This window comes from Streptomyces sp. NPDC020898, from assembly GCF_044333925.1.
GTDB lineage: Bacteria > Actinomycetota > Actinomycetes > Streptomycetales > Streptomycetaceae > Streptomyces.
This window is the reverse complement of sequence record NZ_JBIRRV010000007.1, coordinates 57318-74554: the sequence shown is the minus strand read 5'-3', so window position 1 is coordinate 74554 and position 17237 is coordinate 57318. Positions and strand designations below refer to the sequence as shown.

The following is a 17237-nucleotide window of genomic DNA, read 5'->3' as shown; positions in this document are numbered from 1 at the left end:
GTACGGACGCGGCGGCCGGGCCAACGGCCCCCGGGTTCATGGCCGGGGCTGGAGCACGAAGTCGAACTCGGCGCGCAGATAGGGCTCGTCGACCGTGCCGCCGTCGGGGGAGGCACCGGCGGGCTCCTCGGTGAAGCGCACGATCAGCTCGTCCTTCGTGCCGAACACGACGTCGGTGTCGAGGAATTCGGAGCCCTGCCGGAACAGGTGGGTGATGAGCTTCTCGTGGCCGGGGTGGTCGATCAGGAAGTGGATGTGTGCGGGACGGAAGTAGCTGATGTCGGTCCCGCTGATCAGGTCACCGACCGGGCCGTCCATCGGGATCGCGTAGCCGCGCGGGGCGATGGTGCGCACGCAGTACGTGCCGTCCGTCCGCGTCCGGTACTTCGCGCGCAGCCGCGCCTCGTCGATCTCCGGGAGCTGTGCCTCGTACGTACCGTCGGCGTCGGCCTGCCACACGTCCAGGACGACGTCCGGGAGCGGTGTGCCGTCGAGGTCCAGCACGCGGCCGGTGACGAACAGCGGGGTGCCCGGGATGCCGTCGGACAGGTCGGCTCCGAACGCCGCCGTGGGCGAGCCGTCGATGTGGAACGGGCCGAGCACCGTCGCCGGCGTCGCGCCTGCCGGGAAGCGGTGGTTGAGCTGGACGACGAGCGTGCTCAGGCCGAGGACGTCGGAGGCGAGGATGAACTCCTGACGCTTGTCGTCGCTGATCCGGCCGGTGGCGGTGAGCCATTCGACGGCCGCCGCCCACTCCTCCTCGGTGAGTCCGACCTCGCGGGCGTACGCATGGAGGTGCCGCACCAACGCCGTCATCAACTCGGCGAGCCGGGGCGAGTGGGCGGTGGCCCACCGTTTCACCGCGAGGTCGGTGAGATTGTCCTCCGTCACGAAGGCCATGGAATCCTCCTTGATTCATTCCGGCCTGACCGCTGTACGGACAATCGTCCGTACAGCGGTCACCCTGGCGCATGGTTGATGCCTAAATCAAGTCCTCGTAGCGGGATTGGCTCAGAACGGATGGGCTCAGAACATGGTGTTGTCGTTGGCGGAGGTCGCCGGCACGTCCTGCAGCACGTCCCAGTGCTCGACGATCCTCAGCTGTCCGTTCTTCTGCTTCTTGACGCGGAAGAGGTCCACGACGGACTGGCCACGGTCTTCGGGGGTGAGGCGGTAGTGGGCGTGGACGGCCACCATGTCGCCCTCGGCGATGACGCGCTTGCGTTCGACGACCAGCCCCGGGAACTGCTGGAAGAACTGGGTGAACTGCTCGCGCAGACCGGCCGAGCCGCTGGGGATGGTGGGGTTGTGCTGGTGGTACTCCGGGGCCAGGTACCTGACCGCGTCCGGGTTCTTGTCGACCAGGAGCGTGTCGAAGTAGCCGGTCGCCACCTTCTCGCTGAGGGCCGTCTGCCAACGCGGGCCGGGCTGGTTCGTCTGCGGCCGGCTGACCGTGCCGAACATGTCGTTGCCGTTGACGGTGGTCGCCGGCACGTCCTGCAGGATGTCCCAGTGCTCGGCGATCAGGTGGCTCTTCGGGTCGAAGCGGAACATGTCGACCAGGGCTGTGCCGCGGGTGCCGGGCTCGTTGACCACGTTGGCGTGGACGATGACCATGTCGCCCTGGGCGAGGACCCGCTTGACGTTGTACTTCAGGTCCGGGTACCGCGCGGTCTCGAAGCGGACGAAGTCCTTGAGCGCCTCGGTGCCGTCGGCCGCGTTGGGGTTGTGCTGGATGTAGTCCGGGCGGATGTAGCAGTCGGCGGCCGACAGGTCGCCGTGCTCGAAGAGCCGCTTGAGCACGTGGACGGCGACGCGCTTGTTGCGCTCCTGCGTGTGAGGGCTCGTCTGCCACTCGCCCGCGGAGGCCGCGCCCTGTGACGGTGCGGAGGCGGTGGCGACGGGGGCGAAGCCGGCCATGGCTCCGACGGTCGCCGCGGCCACCAGGGTGGCGACGGTCCTACGGGACAAGAGGGTGCTGCGCATGACGGTGTTCTCCAATGCTGTGCGGGGAAGAGGGCGGTGCGGATCGGCGGTTCGGATCACGCGGAGGTGAAGGTGAGGAGGAACTCGATGGATCCCTCGTCCTCGACAGTGATCCCGCCGAAGTTCGGTGCGTCGATGCCGTAGTCGGCGAAGGTGAGGGGGATGGATCCGTTGGTGCGGAAACCGTCGGCGGTGCGCTGGGCGGTGAGCTCGAAGGTGACGGAGTTCGTCTCGCCGTGGATGGTCAGATCGCCCGTGGCTTCTGCGGTGACCTGCTCGTTCACGGCCGGCGCCGAACCGAAGTCGGCGGGTTCCGTGAGCTCGAAGGTGGCCGCCGGGAACTGCTCGGTGTTCATGATCCGGCCGCGGAACTGGCCGTCACGCTCGGCGGAGTCGCTTTCCACCGAGGCCAGGTCGACGGTGATGGTTCCGCTGACGGCGCTGTCACCCTCGATCTCCAGGTCTCCGGTGACCTCCTCGGTGCGGCCCACGGCCGTGACGTTCTGCCCGAAGAGGACCTCGTCGACGCGGTAGCCGGCCTGTGAACCGCTGCCGACCCGCCACGCGCCCTCGACGCTCCCACTCGCCTGCTCTCCGGAACCGGAGGAGTTGCCGGAGGAGGTGTCCGACGCCGATGGCGGGCTGTCCAGGGAGAGTGCGGCCGGTGGTTCGTCCTGGATGTAGTTGATGTAGAGGTACGGACCGGCCGTGGTCAGTACGGCGACGGTCACCACGCCGGCGATCAGCCAGCGCTTCCAGTGCCTGCGGATTCTGCCTGCCATCGCGTTCTCCCTAAGGTGTTGGAAATTCAACTGAAGTTTCAAGTACTGGGCTATGGGTTGCCCCGGGTGGTGAGCATGGTGCGGGGCCTGAGGGGGCTCAGCCGTGGGCGGCGAGCGAGACGTGCTCCCACTCCGCCCAGGTGGCCAGCTTGCGCGCGTACAGGTCCTTGACCATCGCGATCGGCGGCCTGCCGAAGAACACCCGCAGCGGCGGGTTCTCGGCGTCGACGATGCTCAGCAGCGCGGGGCCGACGGCCTTGGGGTTCCCCAGGTCGGACAGGTCCAGGCCCTCGGCCAGCGCCTTGCGGACCCCGTCGTAGAGCGGGTCGGGCTCGGAGTTGGCCGCGGACGCGCCCGGCCAGTCGGTGGGGTAGGGGCCCGGCTCGACCATGGTGACCTTGATGTTCTGTCCGGCGACCTCCGCGGCCAGCGACTCGGAGAGCCCCTCCACGGCCCACTTGGAGGCGTGGTAGGCGCCGAGGCTGGGGAAGGCGAGCACGCCACCGACGGAGGTGACCTGCACGATGTGGCCGCCTCCCTGTGCGCGCAGCACCGGCAGGGCGGCCTGGGTCACCCACAGGACGCCGTAGAAGTTGGTCTCGAACTGATTGCGTACCTCGGCCTCGGTCAGTTCCTCGACCATGCCGAAGTGGCCGTAGCCGGCGTTGTTGACGACGACGTCCAGCCGGCCGAAGTGGGTGTGGGCCTTCTCGACCGCGGCCGACACGGCGGTCTTGTCGGTGACGTCCAGCGGCAGCGCGAGCAGCCGCTCACCGTATGCGGTTGCCAGGTCCGCCAGGGACTCGGTGTTCCGGGCGGTCGCCGCGACCTTGTCGCCGCGCTCCAGTGCGGCCTCGACGAACGAGCGGCCCAGGCCGCGGGACGAACCGGTGACAAACCAGGTCTTGGACATCGGAATCCTTCGAATGGAATGGGGGTGGATCGGAAAAGGGAGAGGAAAGGGAAAGTCAGGGCAGGAGTCGCTCGGAGACGTCCCAGAGCCGCGCGGCCGCTTCCGGGTCCAGGGCGTACGGCGCGACCCCCGTGTTGGTGCCGGGCCGGTGCGGGGGAGCCTCGTCGCAGTCCTCGAAGTACCGGCCGCTGATGCCGTCGAGTGCGGGTGACGAGGCCAGCAGCACGGAGGTAGCGGCGCCCTGTTCGACCGTCTTGAGGGACAGCTCGGGCGGCTGGGTTCCTTCACCGATGAGGGCCTGGAGGTGGGCCCCGAACCGCGCCATCTCGGCGTCCCCGACGTGGCGCATCAGGTTGGTCCGGATCCCTCCGGGCATCAGCGCGTTGACCGTGATCCCGTCGTCGGACCAGCGCCGGCCGGCCTCGACCGCGAACAGCACGTTGGCCGTCTTGGACTGTGCGTACGCCAGCCACGTGTCGTAGGGCCGGTCGATGAAGTGCAGGTCGTCGAAGAGAACCGGCGAGAAGAGATGCCCGCTGGAGCTCACCGACACCACGCGGGCACCGTCGGCCGCGGCGAGCGCACTGTGCAGGCCGGTGGCCAGAGCGAAATGCCCGAGGTGGTTGGTGGCGAACTGCAGTTCCCAGCCCTGCGGCGTCCGGATCTCCGGAGTCGCCATCACTCCCGCGTTGTTGACGAGCATGTGGAGCGGCCCCTGCCACTCGGCCACGAACCTGCGCACGGATGCCGGATCGGCGAGGTCCAGCGGGATGACCCGCACGTTTTCGGCGCCCGTGGTGGCCCTGATGCCCTCCGCGGTGCGATGGCCGGCGGTCGTGTCGCGCACGGCCAGGGTGACCTCGGCCCCGGCGCCGGCGAGCGCGCGGGCGGTCTCCACACCGATGCCGGACGCGCCTCCGGTGATGACGGCACGGCGGCCCGTGAGGTCAATGCCCGTGATGACCTCGGCGGCCGTGGACCGGGCGGTGAACGATGTGCTGATACGTGCACTCGTGGCCATGTCTCGCGGTACTCCCCGTTTGCTAAGCTCCGAACCGGAGGGGCCTCCGATTGTGGCTCGACTCTAAACGGAGGGTCCTCCGATTGTCCAGAAGGAAGGAAAGCTGTGACCGCCAACACACGCGGACCACGCGCCGACGCGTTGCGCAACCGGCAGCGATTGCTCGACGCCGCGGTGCACGCTTTCTCCGAGCGGGGCTCGGACGCGTCACTCGAAGCCATCGCCAAGGCGGCCGGTGTGGGCATCGGTACGCTCTACCGGCACTTCCCCACCCGTGAGGCACTGGTCGAGGCCGCCTACCGCAACGAAGTCGCCCGGGTCTGCGACAGCGCCACGGAGTTGCTCGCGCAGTTCCCGCCGGACAAGGCGATGCGGCTGTGGATGGACAGGTTCTTCGACTACCTGGCCACCAAGGACGGCATGGCGGAGGCGTTGCGGGCGGTCGTCGCCTCCGGCGCGGATCCGTTCGCCGAGAGCCTCGACCGGATCAGCACGGCCATCAGCACGCTGCTGGAGGCCGGAGCCGAGGCGGGCGTCCTGCGCTCGGACGTGGACCCCCTCGACGTCGGGTTCAGCCTCGGGGGCGTCCTGCTGATCACCAGCGACAAAGGGCTGCGCGACCGGGCGGGCCGCATGCTCGACCTGCTGTTCGACGGGCTCCGGTATCGCGCCGGCTGACGCGTGTGCGGTCGGCCGATGCGTGCGCGGACGGGGCGGCTCAGGGGACCTGGTTGTCGAACAGCACCATCCCGGCCGCCGTGTTCGAGGCGGGCACATGGTAGGTCTCGTGCACGCGGCGTAGCCGGGGGCCCAGCGCGCCGCGCATGATCAGCCACATGATCAGCTCGATGCCCTCGGAGCCGGCCTCACGGATGTACTCCTCGCGGGTCAGCGCGGCCAGTTTCCCGGGGTCGTGCTCGATCGCGTCGAGGAACATCCGGTCGAAGTCCTGGTTGATCAGTCCCGCGCGGGCGCCCGCGAGCTGGTGGGACATGCCTCCGGTGCCGAAGACGGCGACCTTCAGGTCCTCGGGGAAGGACCGGATCGCCTCACCGAGCGCACGGCCGAGGGCCAGGCATCGCGCGGCGGTGGGCTGCGGGTACTGGATGACGTTCACCAGGAGGGGAACGACCGCGCACGGCCAACTCTCCCCGGGATCGGGGCAGTACACCGACAGGGGCACGGTCAGCCCGTGGTCGACGTCGAGTTCCTGGAAGACGGTGAGGTCGAAGGAGGCGTCCATCAGGCTCTCGACGAGGTGGTCGGAGAACTCCGGGGCGCCGCGGACGACCGGAACAGGGCGGCTGCCCCATCCCTCGTCGGCCACTCGGTACGACTGGGCCGTCCCGAGCGCGAAGGTCGGGGTGATGTTCAGGTCCAGGGCGTTGGCGTGGTCGTTGTAGATGACGACCGCGACATCGGGGGTGTGCCGGGCCATCCACTCCCGCGCCGGCGCGTATCCGTCGAACAGGGGCTTCCAGTACGGGTCTTCCGTCTTCCCGTGGTCCATGGCCGCACCGATCGACGGTACGTGCGAGGTGGCCAGTCCCCAGATCACCTCAGCCAAAGTTCCGCCCTCCCGCTCTCAACGCGTCCGCGAACTCCTCGGTGGTCATACCGGTGAACACCCCGCCGAGGTACTGCATGGACTTCTGGTCGAGCACGGCGAGCTTGAAGACGTAGAAGATGGAGCCGCCCAGCTCCATCATCCGCGTCCAGTCCCGTCCCAGGACGGCGTCGCGTTGCTGTGCGTCAAGCCCGTACGCATCGCAGTACGCGGCTTCGTCGGCCTGGAACCGCGTGCGGTTCCCGGCGTCCTTGAGGGACCCGCAGAGCCGGTTCAGCGCTCGGCCGCGGCGGCTCTCGGCGGCGTCGAAGACGTAGGTGCCGGGGACCTGGGGTGTGGTGCTGGACATCCCGTTTCTCTCCCTTCCCTTTGCCTTGTTCTGCCGTGCCGGTGATGAAGGCGCACCCCGGCACGGCCGTTCGTACCGTCCGGTCCGGCGGGACGGTCATGGCGCCTTCTCCTGCGGGTGGGTCGCGAGCGCCTCCACGGTGATGTCCATCCACTTCCACATCGGCAGCGAGACCAGCGCGTCGTGCAGCTCCGCCGGATCGGCAGCCTCGTACAGGCCGATGGTGGCGTTGCGTCCTGGAACCCGCCAGAGCCGCTTGAGGATTCCGGCCTCGCGGAGCTGCATGGCCCGTTCCCGCTCGCCCTTGCGCAGGGCCTCGCGGACGTCGTCGGGGGTGTCCGGGGGCAGGGTGTTCTCGGTGCGGACCAGGAATTCCATACGGCGTCCTCTCAACGGTCGGGTCACGCTGCCGCGATCCGCAGCAGCAGTTCGGCCAGTTCGACGGGGGCCGTGACCATGGCCTCGTGTCCCGTGGCGATCTCGTGGACCGGCCAGCCGCGGGCGGCGGCCCGCTCGGCGTGCGGGGTGAACACCCGCATCCAGTCGGTGCATTCGATGAAGACACCGGGGACCTGGTCCGCCTTGCCCGTGAGCCGCAGCGGCTCGGTGTAGGTCAGCCACGGGTGCGGAGTCAGCCGGGGGCCGAGCCAGTCGAGGTCCGACTGCTCCTCGACTCCGAGCACACTCAGCGAGCGCACCGGAATCAGCCAGCCGAAGCCGGGTCCGGACACGGACTCCCGGTAGTGCCCGGCGATGCGGGCGGGCAGCAGGTCGATCGCCGCGTCGCCGTCGTCGCCGACGAAGGCGTCGAGGTGGACCCGCTTCGCCAGCCGCTCCGGGATCCGGTCCGCGACCCCGGTGACGACCTGGCCGGCGTAACTGTGCCCGACGAGCACCACGTCCCGGGCGTCGTGGGCCTCGATCAGCGCCACGACGTCCTGGACGTGCGTGCCGAGCCCGACCTGCGGACAGAGCAGATGGGCACGGTCGCTCACCCCGGTCAGCGTGGGGGAGTGCACCTCGTGTCCGGCAGCACGCAGCAGCGGTGCCACGCGCTGCCACACCCAGCCGCCGTGCCAGGCTCCGTGGAGCAGGACGAAAACGCTCATACGGACTCCTTGGGGCGGGCGGTACGGTCGCCCTGCTGTCCGCGCTGTTCGCGGGCGAGCATCTTCATCAGCGCGCGGCGACCGCGGAGCGCCGCGAGGTCGGATTTGATGCTGGACTCCGCGGTGCCGCCCGGGTCGGTGGCGTACATCAACTCCTGTGCCTCCAGGGCGTCTACGTCCTCCTGCATCACGGCGAGCTGCTGCTCGTGCTGGAACGCCGTCAGCTCCTCGTCGTCGATGAGGTAGTCGCGGCCCAGGGCGTAGAAGTCGTGCGTCTCGTTGCCGCGCGCGGGCGTCATCCCGTACAGCACCCGCATGTGGAAGCCCTCCGGTTCCTCGGTGCCGGTGGCCGCCACGCGGATGTGGAGGATGAAGACCCCCGGGGGGTGGAACTCGCCGTCCTGCCAGCGGTCCACCGGCGAGGTCAGGCCGCAGGACTTCTCGTAGAAGGGAGGAGCCTCGATGCCGACCATGCGGCGGCTGAAGCCGACCCGGTCGCCGTCCACGGTCACGTCGATCGGGGTGGCGGCGACGGCGGCGTTGCCGATGCTCGTCGGGTGCAGGAACGTCTCGTGGGTCAGGTCGAGCAGGTTCTCCAGGAGCAGCACGTGCCGTGCTTTCAGCGGTACGACGCCGTGCACATGGGTCCACTCCGGGTCGTTCAGCCACGACGTGTCGGGCAGCAGGCTCTCGTCGGCCAGCTCCGGGTCGCCGGGCCAGATCCAGATGGCGCCGTCCCGCTCGACCAGCGGGAACCGGCGCAGCGCCGCCTTGGGCCGGTCGGTCTGCTCGGCGACCCCGACGCACACGCCCCGGCCGTCGAAGCGGTAGCCGTGGTAGTCGCACTGGAGTGTGCCCTCGTCGTCCAGGTGCCCCAGCGACAAGGGGTACTTGCGGTGGGGGCAGCGGTCCTCGACGGCGGTGACGGTTTGGTCGGGCAGCCGGTAGAAGCAGACCGGCAGGTCCGTGATCCAGCGTTGCTTGAGCGTCCGGCCGATTTCGTCGGACCAGGCTCCCAAGTACCAGCCGTTGCGCACATGTGGGGACATGGCAGCAGTTCCTCTCTCTTCAGTCAGAGGTCCAGGACGAGACGTCCGCCGCGCGCACGGGAGACGCAGATCAGCATCGTGTCGCCCGCGGCCCGCTCGTCCTCGGTGAGCAGGGAGTCGCGGTGGTCGATCTCGCCCTCGATGACAGCGGTCTCGCAGGAACCGCAGATGCCTTCCTCGCAGGAGGACAGCACCGAAACGCCCGCCTCCTCCACCGCCTTGAGGACCGACAGCTGCGGCGGAACGGTCAGCGTCATTCCGGATGCCCGCAGCTCGACCTCGATCGGTGGGTCGCTCTCGCCGCCGACGGGCTGCTGCCCGGTCACCGCGGCGAACCGCTCCACGTTCAGGGACCCCGCCGGCCAGCTCGCGCAGCGTGCCTCGACCGCGTCGATCAGCCCGGCCGGGCCGCAGCAGTAGACGAGGGCGGAAGGGTCGGGATCACCGAGGAAGCCGGCGAGATCGGGCAGACCGTGCTGGTCCTGCGGCCGTACGTCGACGCGCTCGCCGTACGGCTCCAGTTCGGGCAGGAACGCCATGGACGCCCGCGTCCGGCCGCCGTAGAGCAGGGACCAGTCGGCCCCCGCCGCCTCGGCCTCGGCGATCATCGGGAGCAGCGGGGTGATGCCGATGCCGCCGCCGATGAACAGGTAGCGCGCCGCGGGCCGCAGCGCGAAGTTGTTGCGCGGACCGCGCACCCGGAGTTCGCCGCCCGCACGGACGTTGTCGTGGATCCACTGCGATCCGCCGCGTCCGTCGGGCTCCCGCAGCACCGCGATCCGCCAGCGCGAGGTGTGCTCCGTCGGCCCGCAGAGCGAGTACTGCCGGGTGAGGCCCGTGGGTAGGACGACGTCGATGTGCGCTCCCGGCTGCCAGACCGGCAGAGGTCCGCTTTCGCCCTCGCCTTCGCCGGAGCGCGGCCCGAGTTCGAGCGACACGACTCCGTCCGCCACGTTCCGCCGGGACTGCACGACAAGGGTGCCGTCGAATCCGGCTTCGGTGGTGGTGAGCGTGTCCAGGACAGCGGCTGACGGGTCCGTCATCGATCATCTCCTCAGGGGTACGCGATCGACGCTATGCGCTGTGAAACGCGGGGTCGTCGCTCGGATGACCGGAGCCCGGCGGCACATGGTCGTGTCCGGGATACGTCATCCGTCGCGGGTCAGCCGGCCGTGCGGTCCGCGGGGGACTGGTCGAGGTGGATCCGCACCGGACGGCCGGTGCTCCACAGGGCCTCGACCACGGCGTGCAGGTCACGGGCGTCGACGCGCCACATCGCCTCGCCGTAGAGGGCATCGCGGGTGACGTCACCCCGCGACAGGGCACCGGCCAACAGGACGTGCCGGCCCGGCGTTCCGTCGTCCCCGTCCGGGAAGGCCACGTAGAGGGACGTGTCGCGGAAGGGAACCCAGACCTGGATCACCCCGGGCTGCTTCACGGTGCTCACCGTTGCCTCCGGGCTCGCTGCCGCCTCCGCCGTCACGCCAGGGTCCCTGTCGTCTCCGGGTAGAGCCGTACGTACGCCTCGGCCATGGTCGCGTGCGTCAGGCCCAGGTTCGGGCCGGCGTTCCGCTTCAGCTGTACGCCCCGGCGCTTGGCGAGGTCGGTGTAGTAGTCCCACATGTGCTGCTGGGCGGCCAGGCACTCCATCGCCTTGCGCTTCTTGTCGAAGACGGAGGTGATGTCCAGCAGGACGTTCGGCTTGAAGTCGCACTGCTCCGGCTGGTGCGGCTCGAAGAAGAACACCGGGGGAGCGCCGAGGGGTTCACCGGGCGCCTCGTAGCCGATCGCCTGGGCGAGCACACGCGCCTGGAGCGCCATCCGGGAGGCCGCCGGGTGGTCGCCGTTGTACGGGTCGGCCGGCGGGTGGGTGAGCACGACGGTGGGGTCGGCCTCGCGGTAGACCCGGACGATGCGGTCCACCAGCTCCGGCGTCTCGATGAGCGGATAGTCCCCGGCGTCCAGGAACTCGATCTCCGCACCCAGCGCCGCGGCGGCGCTCGAAGCCTCCGCCCGGCGCAGCTCCTTGATCTCGTCGAGGCCGAGGCCGTCCCGCCAGGCGCGGGCCGACTCCCCGCGCTCACCGAAGCTCAGGCACAGCACCTTGGCACGCTGCCCGCGTTCGGCGGCCAGGGCGATGGCGCCGCCGGCCCGCCAGACGAAGTCGCCGGCGTGGGCGCTGATCACCAGCAGTGACCCTTCGGACGGGCTGGAGGTGTTGGGGGGCATCGGGGCTCCTTGGGCTTGCGGAATGAGAGTGTGACCGTCAGGTTCCGGCCGCGTCGGAGTCCTGGGCCGTCTTCCTGGCCCAGGCGACTTCGAGCTTGCCGGTCGGGGTCCGTGGCAGGGCATCCGTGAGGACGACGGAACGCGGCACCTTGTAGCCGGCGAGGCTCCGGCGGGCCCAGTCGCGCAGTTCCTCGCCGGTGACGGCGGTGCCCGGCGGGACCGCGACGACGGCTGCCACCCGCTCGCCCCAGGTCTCGTCGGGGACGCCGACGACGACGCAGTCCGTCACACCGGGGTGCGTGAGCAGGACGCTCTCCACTTCCTGGGGGTGCACCTTCTCCCCGCCCGTGTTGATCACGCCGGAACCGCGTCCGAGGAAACGGATGGCGCCGTCGGCCTCGATGCGAGCCAGGTCGCCGGGGATCGCGTACCGGACCCCCTCGATGGTGCGGTAGGCCTTCGCGCTCTTGTCGGTGTCCTTGTAGTAGCCGAGCGGCATGGGCCCGCAGTAGGCGAGGACACCCGTCTCGTCGCTGCCGGGCTCGAGGAAGCGGTCATCGGAGCCGATCACCCGCGTCGCGGGAACGGGGCGGAAACGCGAGGGCAGATCCTCTACCGAGGAGGTGATCGCGAAGGCGAAAGGGCCTCCTTCGCTCGATGCGATGGCTTCGGTGATCGTGACGTCGGCACGCTCGTGCAGCGCTCTTTTGAGGGGATCGCTGAGCGCGGTGCCGGAGCTGATCATCCCGCGCAACGAGCGCAGGTCGTGCGGCGTCCCGGCTTTCTCAGCCCGCAGGAGTTCGTCGACGAGTGGGCGGCACACCGCGTTGCCCGCGATGATCGCCGTGTCCACCTGCTGCTCGGCGATCATGTGCCAGACATGTTCCGGGTCGAGGCCGCCCGATCGTGCGGTGACCGCCCGGCCTCCTGTCATCAGGGCGCCCATGGTGTTGAACAGCCCGGTGGCGTGCATCAGGGGTACGACGGGCATGGTGGTCGGCGCGCGGCCTTCGTGGCGTGCCTTGACGGCGATGGCCACGGCTTCGTCGAGGGTCGCGGGGAGTTCGGTGACTCCGAGCGGGTGGTAGTACGGGACCACGTGCGCGCGCAGCAGATCGCTCAGCTGCCACATGACGCCCTTGGGCTTGCCCGTGGTCCCGCCGGTGTACATGAACAGCTGGTCCGTTCCGGGCCGTCGCTGCGGCTCGCGCGGCGCGTGCGCCGTCAATAGCTCCTCCAGTTCGGGCACGACGGGCCCGCCCGGACCGTCCGCGGGCGGCTCGCCCACCCTCACCAGCAGCTTCAGTGTGCGCACATGCTTCGCGGCATGCGTGACCCGGTCGGCCAGGGCACCGTTGAAGACGACCGCGGCCGCGTCGGCGTCGGTCAGGAGTTCGGAGAGTTCCTCGCCCGTGTAGCGGTAGTTGGCGTTCACCGGCACGGCGCCGAGTTTGAAGGCGGCGAAGACGGTCTCCAGGTAGGCGGCGCCGTTGTACAGGTAGCAGGCCACGGTGTCGCCCTCGCCCACCCCGGCCGATTCCAGTGCGGCGGCCAGCCGTGACGCGCGCTCGTCGAACTCCCGGTACGTGGTTTCACGACCGGGCTCCGTGATGGCGACGGCATCGGGCAGCGCGCGGCAGACCGCCTCCCAGATCGTGCCGATGGACACGTCCACGTCTCGGACCTCCTCGTCCTCGATGGCTTGCGCGAAGCGCACGGCCGAACAGGCCGCTCGTACGGCCCCGTGGATCCTTCGGGGGAGTAACGATCCACGGGGCTCCCCCTCAACCTAGGCAGGCGGCCTCACCGTGGGGAACGCGCGCAATGACTGAACCGGCTCGGCCCTTCGACCTGCCGATGAACAGGTCGAATGACGTAGACCCGCCCCGAATCCACCGGGCTACGATGCAGCGGGGCTGGGTTCGCCGCTCGTCAACGACGACGATACTGAGGAGATCGGTCATGTCCGGATCGCCGTCGCCGTCGCCGCTCGTGGGCTGGGACGATGTCGCCGCCGTCGCACCGGACGGTCTCGCGGTCCTCGACTGCGCGGGCCGCTTCGTCCGGCTGAACCCGGCGGCGGTCGCGTTGTGCGGCGCGGGCGAGGAGGCCGAACTGCTCGGTACGCCGGCCCCGTTCGCGCTGGTGGCGGGGGGCGCCACGTGTCAGGCGGGGCTGCTGGAGTACCAGTCGGACGAGCAGGTGGCCCACTGGATGCCCGCCTCCGGAACCCGGCGCGAGTTCGCCTACCGGGCCCGTCGCCTGCCGGCCGACCCCACGTTCACGATTGTGTCGTTCCGCGACGTGACCGACGAACGGCATCGGCAGCGCAGGATCGCGGCGATCGCCCAGACGTCGATCGCACTGGCCGCGGAGGGGTCGCTCGGCTCGACCCTGGACGCCGTGGCCCAGCAGATCGTCCAGGCCGACGGCCTGGCCGGCGCGCAGATCCTCATCCTGGACGGCACGGGCCGGGAACTGCGGCTGATGGGTTCCGCGGGGCTGCGGCACTGGGACGCGTTCCTCGACCGTCTGCTGGAGTGCCAGGACCGGGGCGCCCGGCTGAGCATGCTGGACGCCTTGAGGGAGCGCGAGCCGATCGTCGTCCCTCACCGGTGGGCCCAGATCCTCGCGGACCCGGCCTGGGCACCGCTGCACGCCTACCTCGGCGAGCTGAACTGGGACTCCTTCGTCAGCGTCCCGCTGATGGCCCGCGGCCGTCCCGAAGGCGTGCTGAACGCGTACTTCGCGCCCGGGCAGGAGATCGGCGGCCGGACCCTGGAGTTCCTCGCCGCCATGGCGGAACAGGCCGCCCTCGCCGTCGACTACGCCGCGCTGCTGCAGCGCGAGCGCGAAGGGGCCCGTCGCAACGAACGCCAGCGCCTCGCCCGCGATCTGCACGACTCGATCGTCCAGCAGGTCTTCTCCATCGGCATGCAGGCCAACGCCGTCGGAGTACTGGGCGCGCGCGGCGGACCGGTTCCCGCGGAGGCCGTCCGCGCCTTCGCGGAGGAGATCGGAGCGCTCTCGCAGACCGTCCGCGCCGACCTCCGCGCGATGGTGCACGAACTGCGCCCGTCCTCCTCCACCCGGCTCGGCCTGGAAGACGCGGTGAGCGCGCTCGTCAAGAGCACCGAGAACCGGACAGGTCTCGCCATCCGGCTCCTGTACGGAAAGGAAGTGACCGACGTCGAACCGGAACTGGCCGAGGACATGTACCGGATCGTCGCGGAGGCCATCCACAACGTGGTCAAGCACGCGGAGGCCACCACGGTCACCATCCGCCTCGGTGTACGCGACCACACCCTGACCGCGAGCGTCCGCGACGACGGTCGCGGACTGCCGGAACCCGGCGGGGAGGGCCGCCGGACGGCCGGTACTGGCTGGGACCACGGCTACGGACTGACGACCATGCGGGAGAGGGCGGAGCGATGGGGCGGCACCATGAGGATCAGAGCCGGCACGAAGAGCGGCACGACCGTGCGGATCGTCATACCCCTCCCCGTACGGGTGCCGGAGCTGCCTCCCACGGCCTCGGACGGCTCCCGGAGCAACCCACCGGCGGTGCCGCTCCGGCAGGCGCCGGGCCCCGCGCCGTCCGCGTGCTGATCGTCGACGACCATGCCGTCGTACGCCGCGGAATCCGCGCCTATCTGGAGGTCCTGGACGACATGGAGGTGGCCGCGGAAGCCGCGGACGGGCAGGAGGCGCTCACCAGGCTGGACTCGATGGCAGCGCATCGGGAACTTCCGGACGTGGTGCTGATCGACCTGCTGATGCCGAAGCTGGACGGGGTGACGGCGATCGGGATGATCAAGAAGCGCCACCCTGATGTCCGGGTCGTGGTGCTGACCAGTTTCGGCGAGATGGAACGTGTCCACGCCGCGCTGGAGCAGGGCGCCGCCGGCTACCTGCTCAAGGACGCCGAAGCGGGTGAAGTGGTCGCCGCGATCCGCGCGGCCGCCTGCGGCGAGGTCTACCTCGATCCCGCGGTGGCCAGGGGACTCACCCGGGAGATCGTCTCTCCGCCGACCGGCCTGGCCTCGCTCACCGGCCGGGAACGCGATGTCCTCGTCCTTGTTGCCGAAGGACGGTCGAACCAGCAGATCGCCGACGAACTGGTGATCAGTGAGCGCACCGCCCGCACCCACGTGAGCAACGTGCTGCGCAAACTCCGGCTCACGTCACGGACCCAGGCCGCACTCCTCGCCGTACGACAGGGACTGGTACCGCCGCGCGGCTGACTGCCGCAGAGGGGCGGTGCCGCGACGGATGTCCCGGAGCGGCCGGGACACAGGTCGGCGGCAGGTGCCGTCATCGGCGGGATTCCCGCGGGCCCGGGCGTTCCTACGCTCAGGGAGTTCGCTGTACCGGCTTCCAGCTCAGGAGGACATCATGCTCGACGGCCGAGTCGCCATCGTGACGGGAGCGGGCCGGGGCCTGGGACGGGCCTACGCCCGTGCGCTGGGGGCGGCGGGTGCCGCCGTCGTGGTGAACGACCTGGACGCCGAGGTGGCCGAGGAGACGGCCGACGCGATCACGGGCGCGGGCGGGGCGGCCGTCGCCCAGGTCGGCGCGGTCGGCGGTGCCGAGTTCGCCGACGCGCTGGTGCGGCGCGCGGTCGACGAGTTCGGCCGCCTCGACGTGATGATCAGCAACGCCGGCGCGTTGCGCGACAGGACCCTGCGCAACACCACCGACGACGACTTCGACCTCGTCGTCACCAGTCACTTGCGCGGTACGTTCACCTGCGGCCGCGCCGCGGCGGCCCGCTTTCGCGAACAGGGCGAGGGCGGCCGGCTCATCCTGGTGGGATCGCCCGCCGGACAGCGCGCCAGCTTCGGCCAGACCGCCTACTCGGCGTCCAAGGGAGCGATCGTCGCCATGACGCGTACCTGGGCGGTCGAGCTCGCGAAGATCGGCGTCACCGTCAACGCCATCGTGCCGACCGCGCTGACCCGCATGGTCGCGACCATCCCCACCCTCGGGGACCTGGTCGCCAAGGTCGAAGCGGGGGAGCCGGTTCCCGAGGCGGCCCGACGGCAGGGCCTGGGGTCGCCGGACGACGTCGCACCGGTCATCGTGTACCTGGCGTCGAAGGAGTCGGCCCACATCACCGGACAGGCCATCGCGGCCGGGGGCGACCGGATCGCCCTGTGGACGCACCCCGGCGAGGTCGACGAGCAGTTCCGGCCGGGCGGCTGGACCACCGAGTCGGTCGGTGAGCTGTTCGCCGGTGCCTATGCGGACCGGCTGCAGGAGTTCAGGCCCACGCCGCTCGATCTCGAAGCCATCGAGCACGCGTGAGGGCCGGCGAGCATGCGTGACGCGCACCGGACGGGTGTCCGTTCACGGTCTGTCGTCTCAGGCGTGCGGTACTGCGGAGACACGGGCGAAGTCCGCGCTGATGTCTCCCGCGGTCTGCAGCAGCAGCGGCAGATGCGCCTCCACGAGCCGCTCGACCGAAGTCTCGGCCGCATGGCAGTTCACGTTGAGGGCCGCGATGACCCGGCCGGAGCCGTCCCGCAGCGGGGCCGCGACCGACCGGATGCCGAGCGCCAACTGTTCATCGGTCAGCGCCCAGCCACGGGCCCGCACCTCCCGCAGGACCGCGTCGCGTTCCTCCCGGTCGGGCTGCCGGCGCGGCGTCACCCCCGAGCGCGAGGGTTCGGCGAGCACCCGCGTCAGTTCATCGGCCGACAGGGCCGCGAGCAGCACTTTGCCCAAGGAGGTCTGCAATGCCGGGAAGCGCGTTCCGATCCGCACCGACAGGGTCACCAGCTTGGGGACGGCCACCCGGGCGACGTAGATGATGTCCGATCCGTCCAGTTGGGCCACGGAGCACGACTCGTCGGTCCGCTCCACCAGCCGCTCCATATGGGGTCGCGCGATGTCCCACAAACCCATGGACTGCACGTAGGCGACCCCGAGTTCGAGCACTCTCGGCGTCAGTGCGAACCCCGTCTCGCCCGAACGGACATAGCCGAGTTCTTCGAGGGTGAGCAGAATCCGGCGGGCGGTCGGCCTGGCGAGTCCGGTCGCGCCGGCGACCTGGGACAGCGACATCTGGGGTTGTCCGGGCCGGAACGCGGCGATGACCTCCAGGCCCCGGGCCAGCGCCTCGATGAAGTCCGGTCCTGCTCCCTGGCGTGGCACGTGACTCCTCGGCTGCCGTCCGGCTGGGGTATCTGCTTCAGCCTAGCGGGCGTCCGTGGTGCGGATAACTGTCCGT

The 17237-nt window shown here is 70.1% G+C and carries 19 protein-coding genes; 4 read left to right on the top strand and 15 right to left on the bottom strand.

Features of this window, described 5'->3' with window-relative positions; all coding sequences use genetic code 11:
* Positions 1-36: 36 nt before the first annotated feature.
* From ACH4TV_RS22840 to ACH4TV_RS22820, 5 genes are all read right to left on the bottom strand, one after another.
* Complete coding sequence (locus ACH4TV_RS22840) at positions 37-900, bottom strand: dioxygenase (RefSeq protein ID WP_398400882.1); 864 nt, start codon at positions 898-900, stop codon at positions 37-39.
* Between the two features lie 126 nt (positions 901-1026).
* Positions 1027-1986, bottom strand: a complete 960-nt coding sequence (locus ACH4TV_RS22835) for a nuclear transport factor 2 family protein (protein WP_398400880.1) — start codon at positions 1984-1986, stop codon at positions 1027-1029.
* 56 nt (positions 1987-2042) lie between these two features.
* Positions 2043-2768: a YceI family protein gene (locus ACH4TV_RS22830; RefSeq protein WP_398400878.1), complete on the bottom strand. Its 726-nt coding sequence runs from the start codon at positions 2766-2768 to the stop codon at positions 2043-2045.
* A 97-nt stretch (positions 2769-2865) separates the two neighbouring features.
* Entirely contained in the window at positions 2866-3681 is an 816-nt protein-coding gene (locus ACH4TV_RS22825) for an SDR family oxidoreductase (protein WP_398400876.1), read from the bottom strand.
* A gap of 55 nt (positions 3682-3736) precedes the next feature.
* Positions 3737-4702: an SDR family NAD(P)-dependent oxidoreductase gene (locus ACH4TV_RS22820; protein WP_398400874.1), complete on the bottom strand. Its 966-nt coding sequence runs from the start codon at positions 4700-4702 to the stop codon at positions 3737-3739.
* A 105-nt stretch (positions 4703-4807) separates the two neighbouring features.
* Between ACH4TV_RS22820 and ACH4TV_RS22815 the strand changes: the two genes are divergently transcribed.
* A complete protein-coding gene (locus ACH4TV_RS22815; RefSeq protein ID WP_398400872.1) occupies positions 4808-5380 on the top strand; it encodes a TetR/AcrR family transcriptional regulator in 573 nt (190 codons plus the stop codon).
* Between the two features lie 40 nt (positions 5381-5420).
* Here ACH4TV_RS22815 and ACH4TV_RS22810 read toward each other — a convergent pair whose 3' ends face one another.
* The 9 genes from ACH4TV_RS22810 to ACH4TV_RS22770 form a co-directional block, all read right to left on the bottom strand.
* On the bottom strand, positions 5421-6260 hold the full coding sequence (locus ACH4TV_RS22810; protein ID WP_398401604.1) for a class III extradiol dioxygenase subunit beta: 840 nt from the start codon (positions 6258-6260) through the stop codon (positions 5421-5423).
* Position 6261: 1 nt separating this feature from the next.
* Entirely contained in the window at positions 6262-6618 is a 357-nt protein-coding gene (ligA, locus tag ACH4TV_RS22805) for a protocatechuate 4,5-dioxygenase subunit alpha (protein ID WP_398400870.1), read from the bottom strand.
* Between the two features lie 96 nt (positions 6619-6714).
* The gene (locus ACH4TV_RS22800) at positions 6715-6996 is read right to left on the bottom strand and encodes a muconolactone Delta-isomerase family protein (protein ID WP_398400868.1); all 282 of its coding nucleotides are present in this window, start codon (positions 6994-6996) and stop codon (positions 6715-6717) included.
* A gap of 23 nt (positions 6997-7019) precedes the next feature.
* Complete coding sequence (locus ACH4TV_RS22795; protein WP_398400866.1) at positions 7020-7727, bottom strand: alpha/beta hydrolase; 708 nt, start codon at positions 7725-7727, stop codon at positions 7020-7022.
* Positions 7724-8776: a Rieske 2Fe-2S domain-containing protein gene (locus ACH4TV_RS22790; protein WP_398400864.1), complete on the bottom strand. Its 1053-nt coding sequence runs from the start codon at positions 8774-8776 to the stop codon at positions 7724-7726. The genes ACH4TV_RS22795 and ACH4TV_RS22790 overlap by 4 nt, the downstream gene beginning before the upstream one ends.
* 23 nt (positions 8777-8799) lie before the next feature.
* Positions 8800-9819, bottom strand: coding sequence for a PDR/VanB family oxidoreductase (locus ACH4TV_RS22785; protein ID WP_398400862.1), 1020 nt, complete (start codon positions 9817-9819; stop codon positions 8800-8802).
* A 119-nt stretch (positions 9820-9938) separates the two neighbouring features.
* Positions 9939-10223 (bottom strand): hypothetical protein, encoded by a 285-nt coding sequence (locus ACH4TV_RS22780; protein WP_398400860.1) that lies wholly within the window; start codon positions 10221-10223, stop codon positions 9939-9941.
* Between the two features lie 32 nt (positions 10224-10255).
* Positions 10256-11005: a PIG-L deacetylase family protein gene (locus ACH4TV_RS22775; RefSeq protein ID WP_398400858.1), complete on the bottom strand. Its 750-nt coding sequence runs from the start codon at positions 11003-11005 to the stop codon at positions 10256-10258.
* Positions 11006-11042: 37 nt separating this feature from the next.
* Positions 11043-12722 (bottom strand): AMP-binding protein, encoded by a 1680-nt coding sequence (locus ACH4TV_RS22770; RefSeq protein WP_398400856.1) that lies wholly within the window; start codon positions 12720-12722, stop codon positions 11043-11045.
* A gap of 245 nt (positions 12723-12967) precedes the next feature.
* Between ACH4TV_RS22770 and ACH4TV_RS22765 the strand changes: the two genes are divergently transcribed.
* The 3 genes from ACH4TV_RS22765 to ACH4TV_RS22755 all read left to right on the top strand — a co-directional run bounded on the left by ACH4TV_RS22765 (position 12968) and on the right by ACH4TV_RS22755 (position 16312).
* Positions 12968-14614, top strand: coding sequence for an ATP-binding protein (locus ACH4TV_RS22765; protein WP_398400854.1), 1647 nt, complete (start codon positions 12968-12970; stop codon positions 14612-14614).
* Positions 14608-15249, top strand: a complete 642-nt coding sequence (locus tag ACH4TV_RS22760) for a response regulator (protein ID WP_398400852.1) — start codon at positions 14608-14610, stop codon at positions 15247-15249. The genes ACH4TV_RS22765 and ACH4TV_RS22760 overlap by 7 nt, the downstream gene beginning before the upstream one ends.
* Positions 15250-15400: 151 nt before the next feature.
* A complete protein-coding gene (locus ACH4TV_RS22755; protein ID WP_398400850.1) occupies positions 15401-16312 on the top strand; it encodes an SDR family NAD(P)-dependent oxidoreductase in 912 nt (303 codons plus the stop codon).
* A 57-nt stretch (positions 16313-16369) separates the two neighbouring features.
* Here ACH4TV_RS22755 and ACH4TV_RS22750 read toward each other — a convergent pair whose 3' ends face one another.
* Complete coding sequence (locus tag ACH4TV_RS22750) at positions 16370-17161, bottom strand: IclR family transcriptional regulator C-terminal domain-containing protein (protein WP_398400848.1); 792 nt, start codon at positions 17159-17161, stop codon at positions 16370-16372.
* Positions 17162-17237 lie beyond the last annotated feature (76 nt).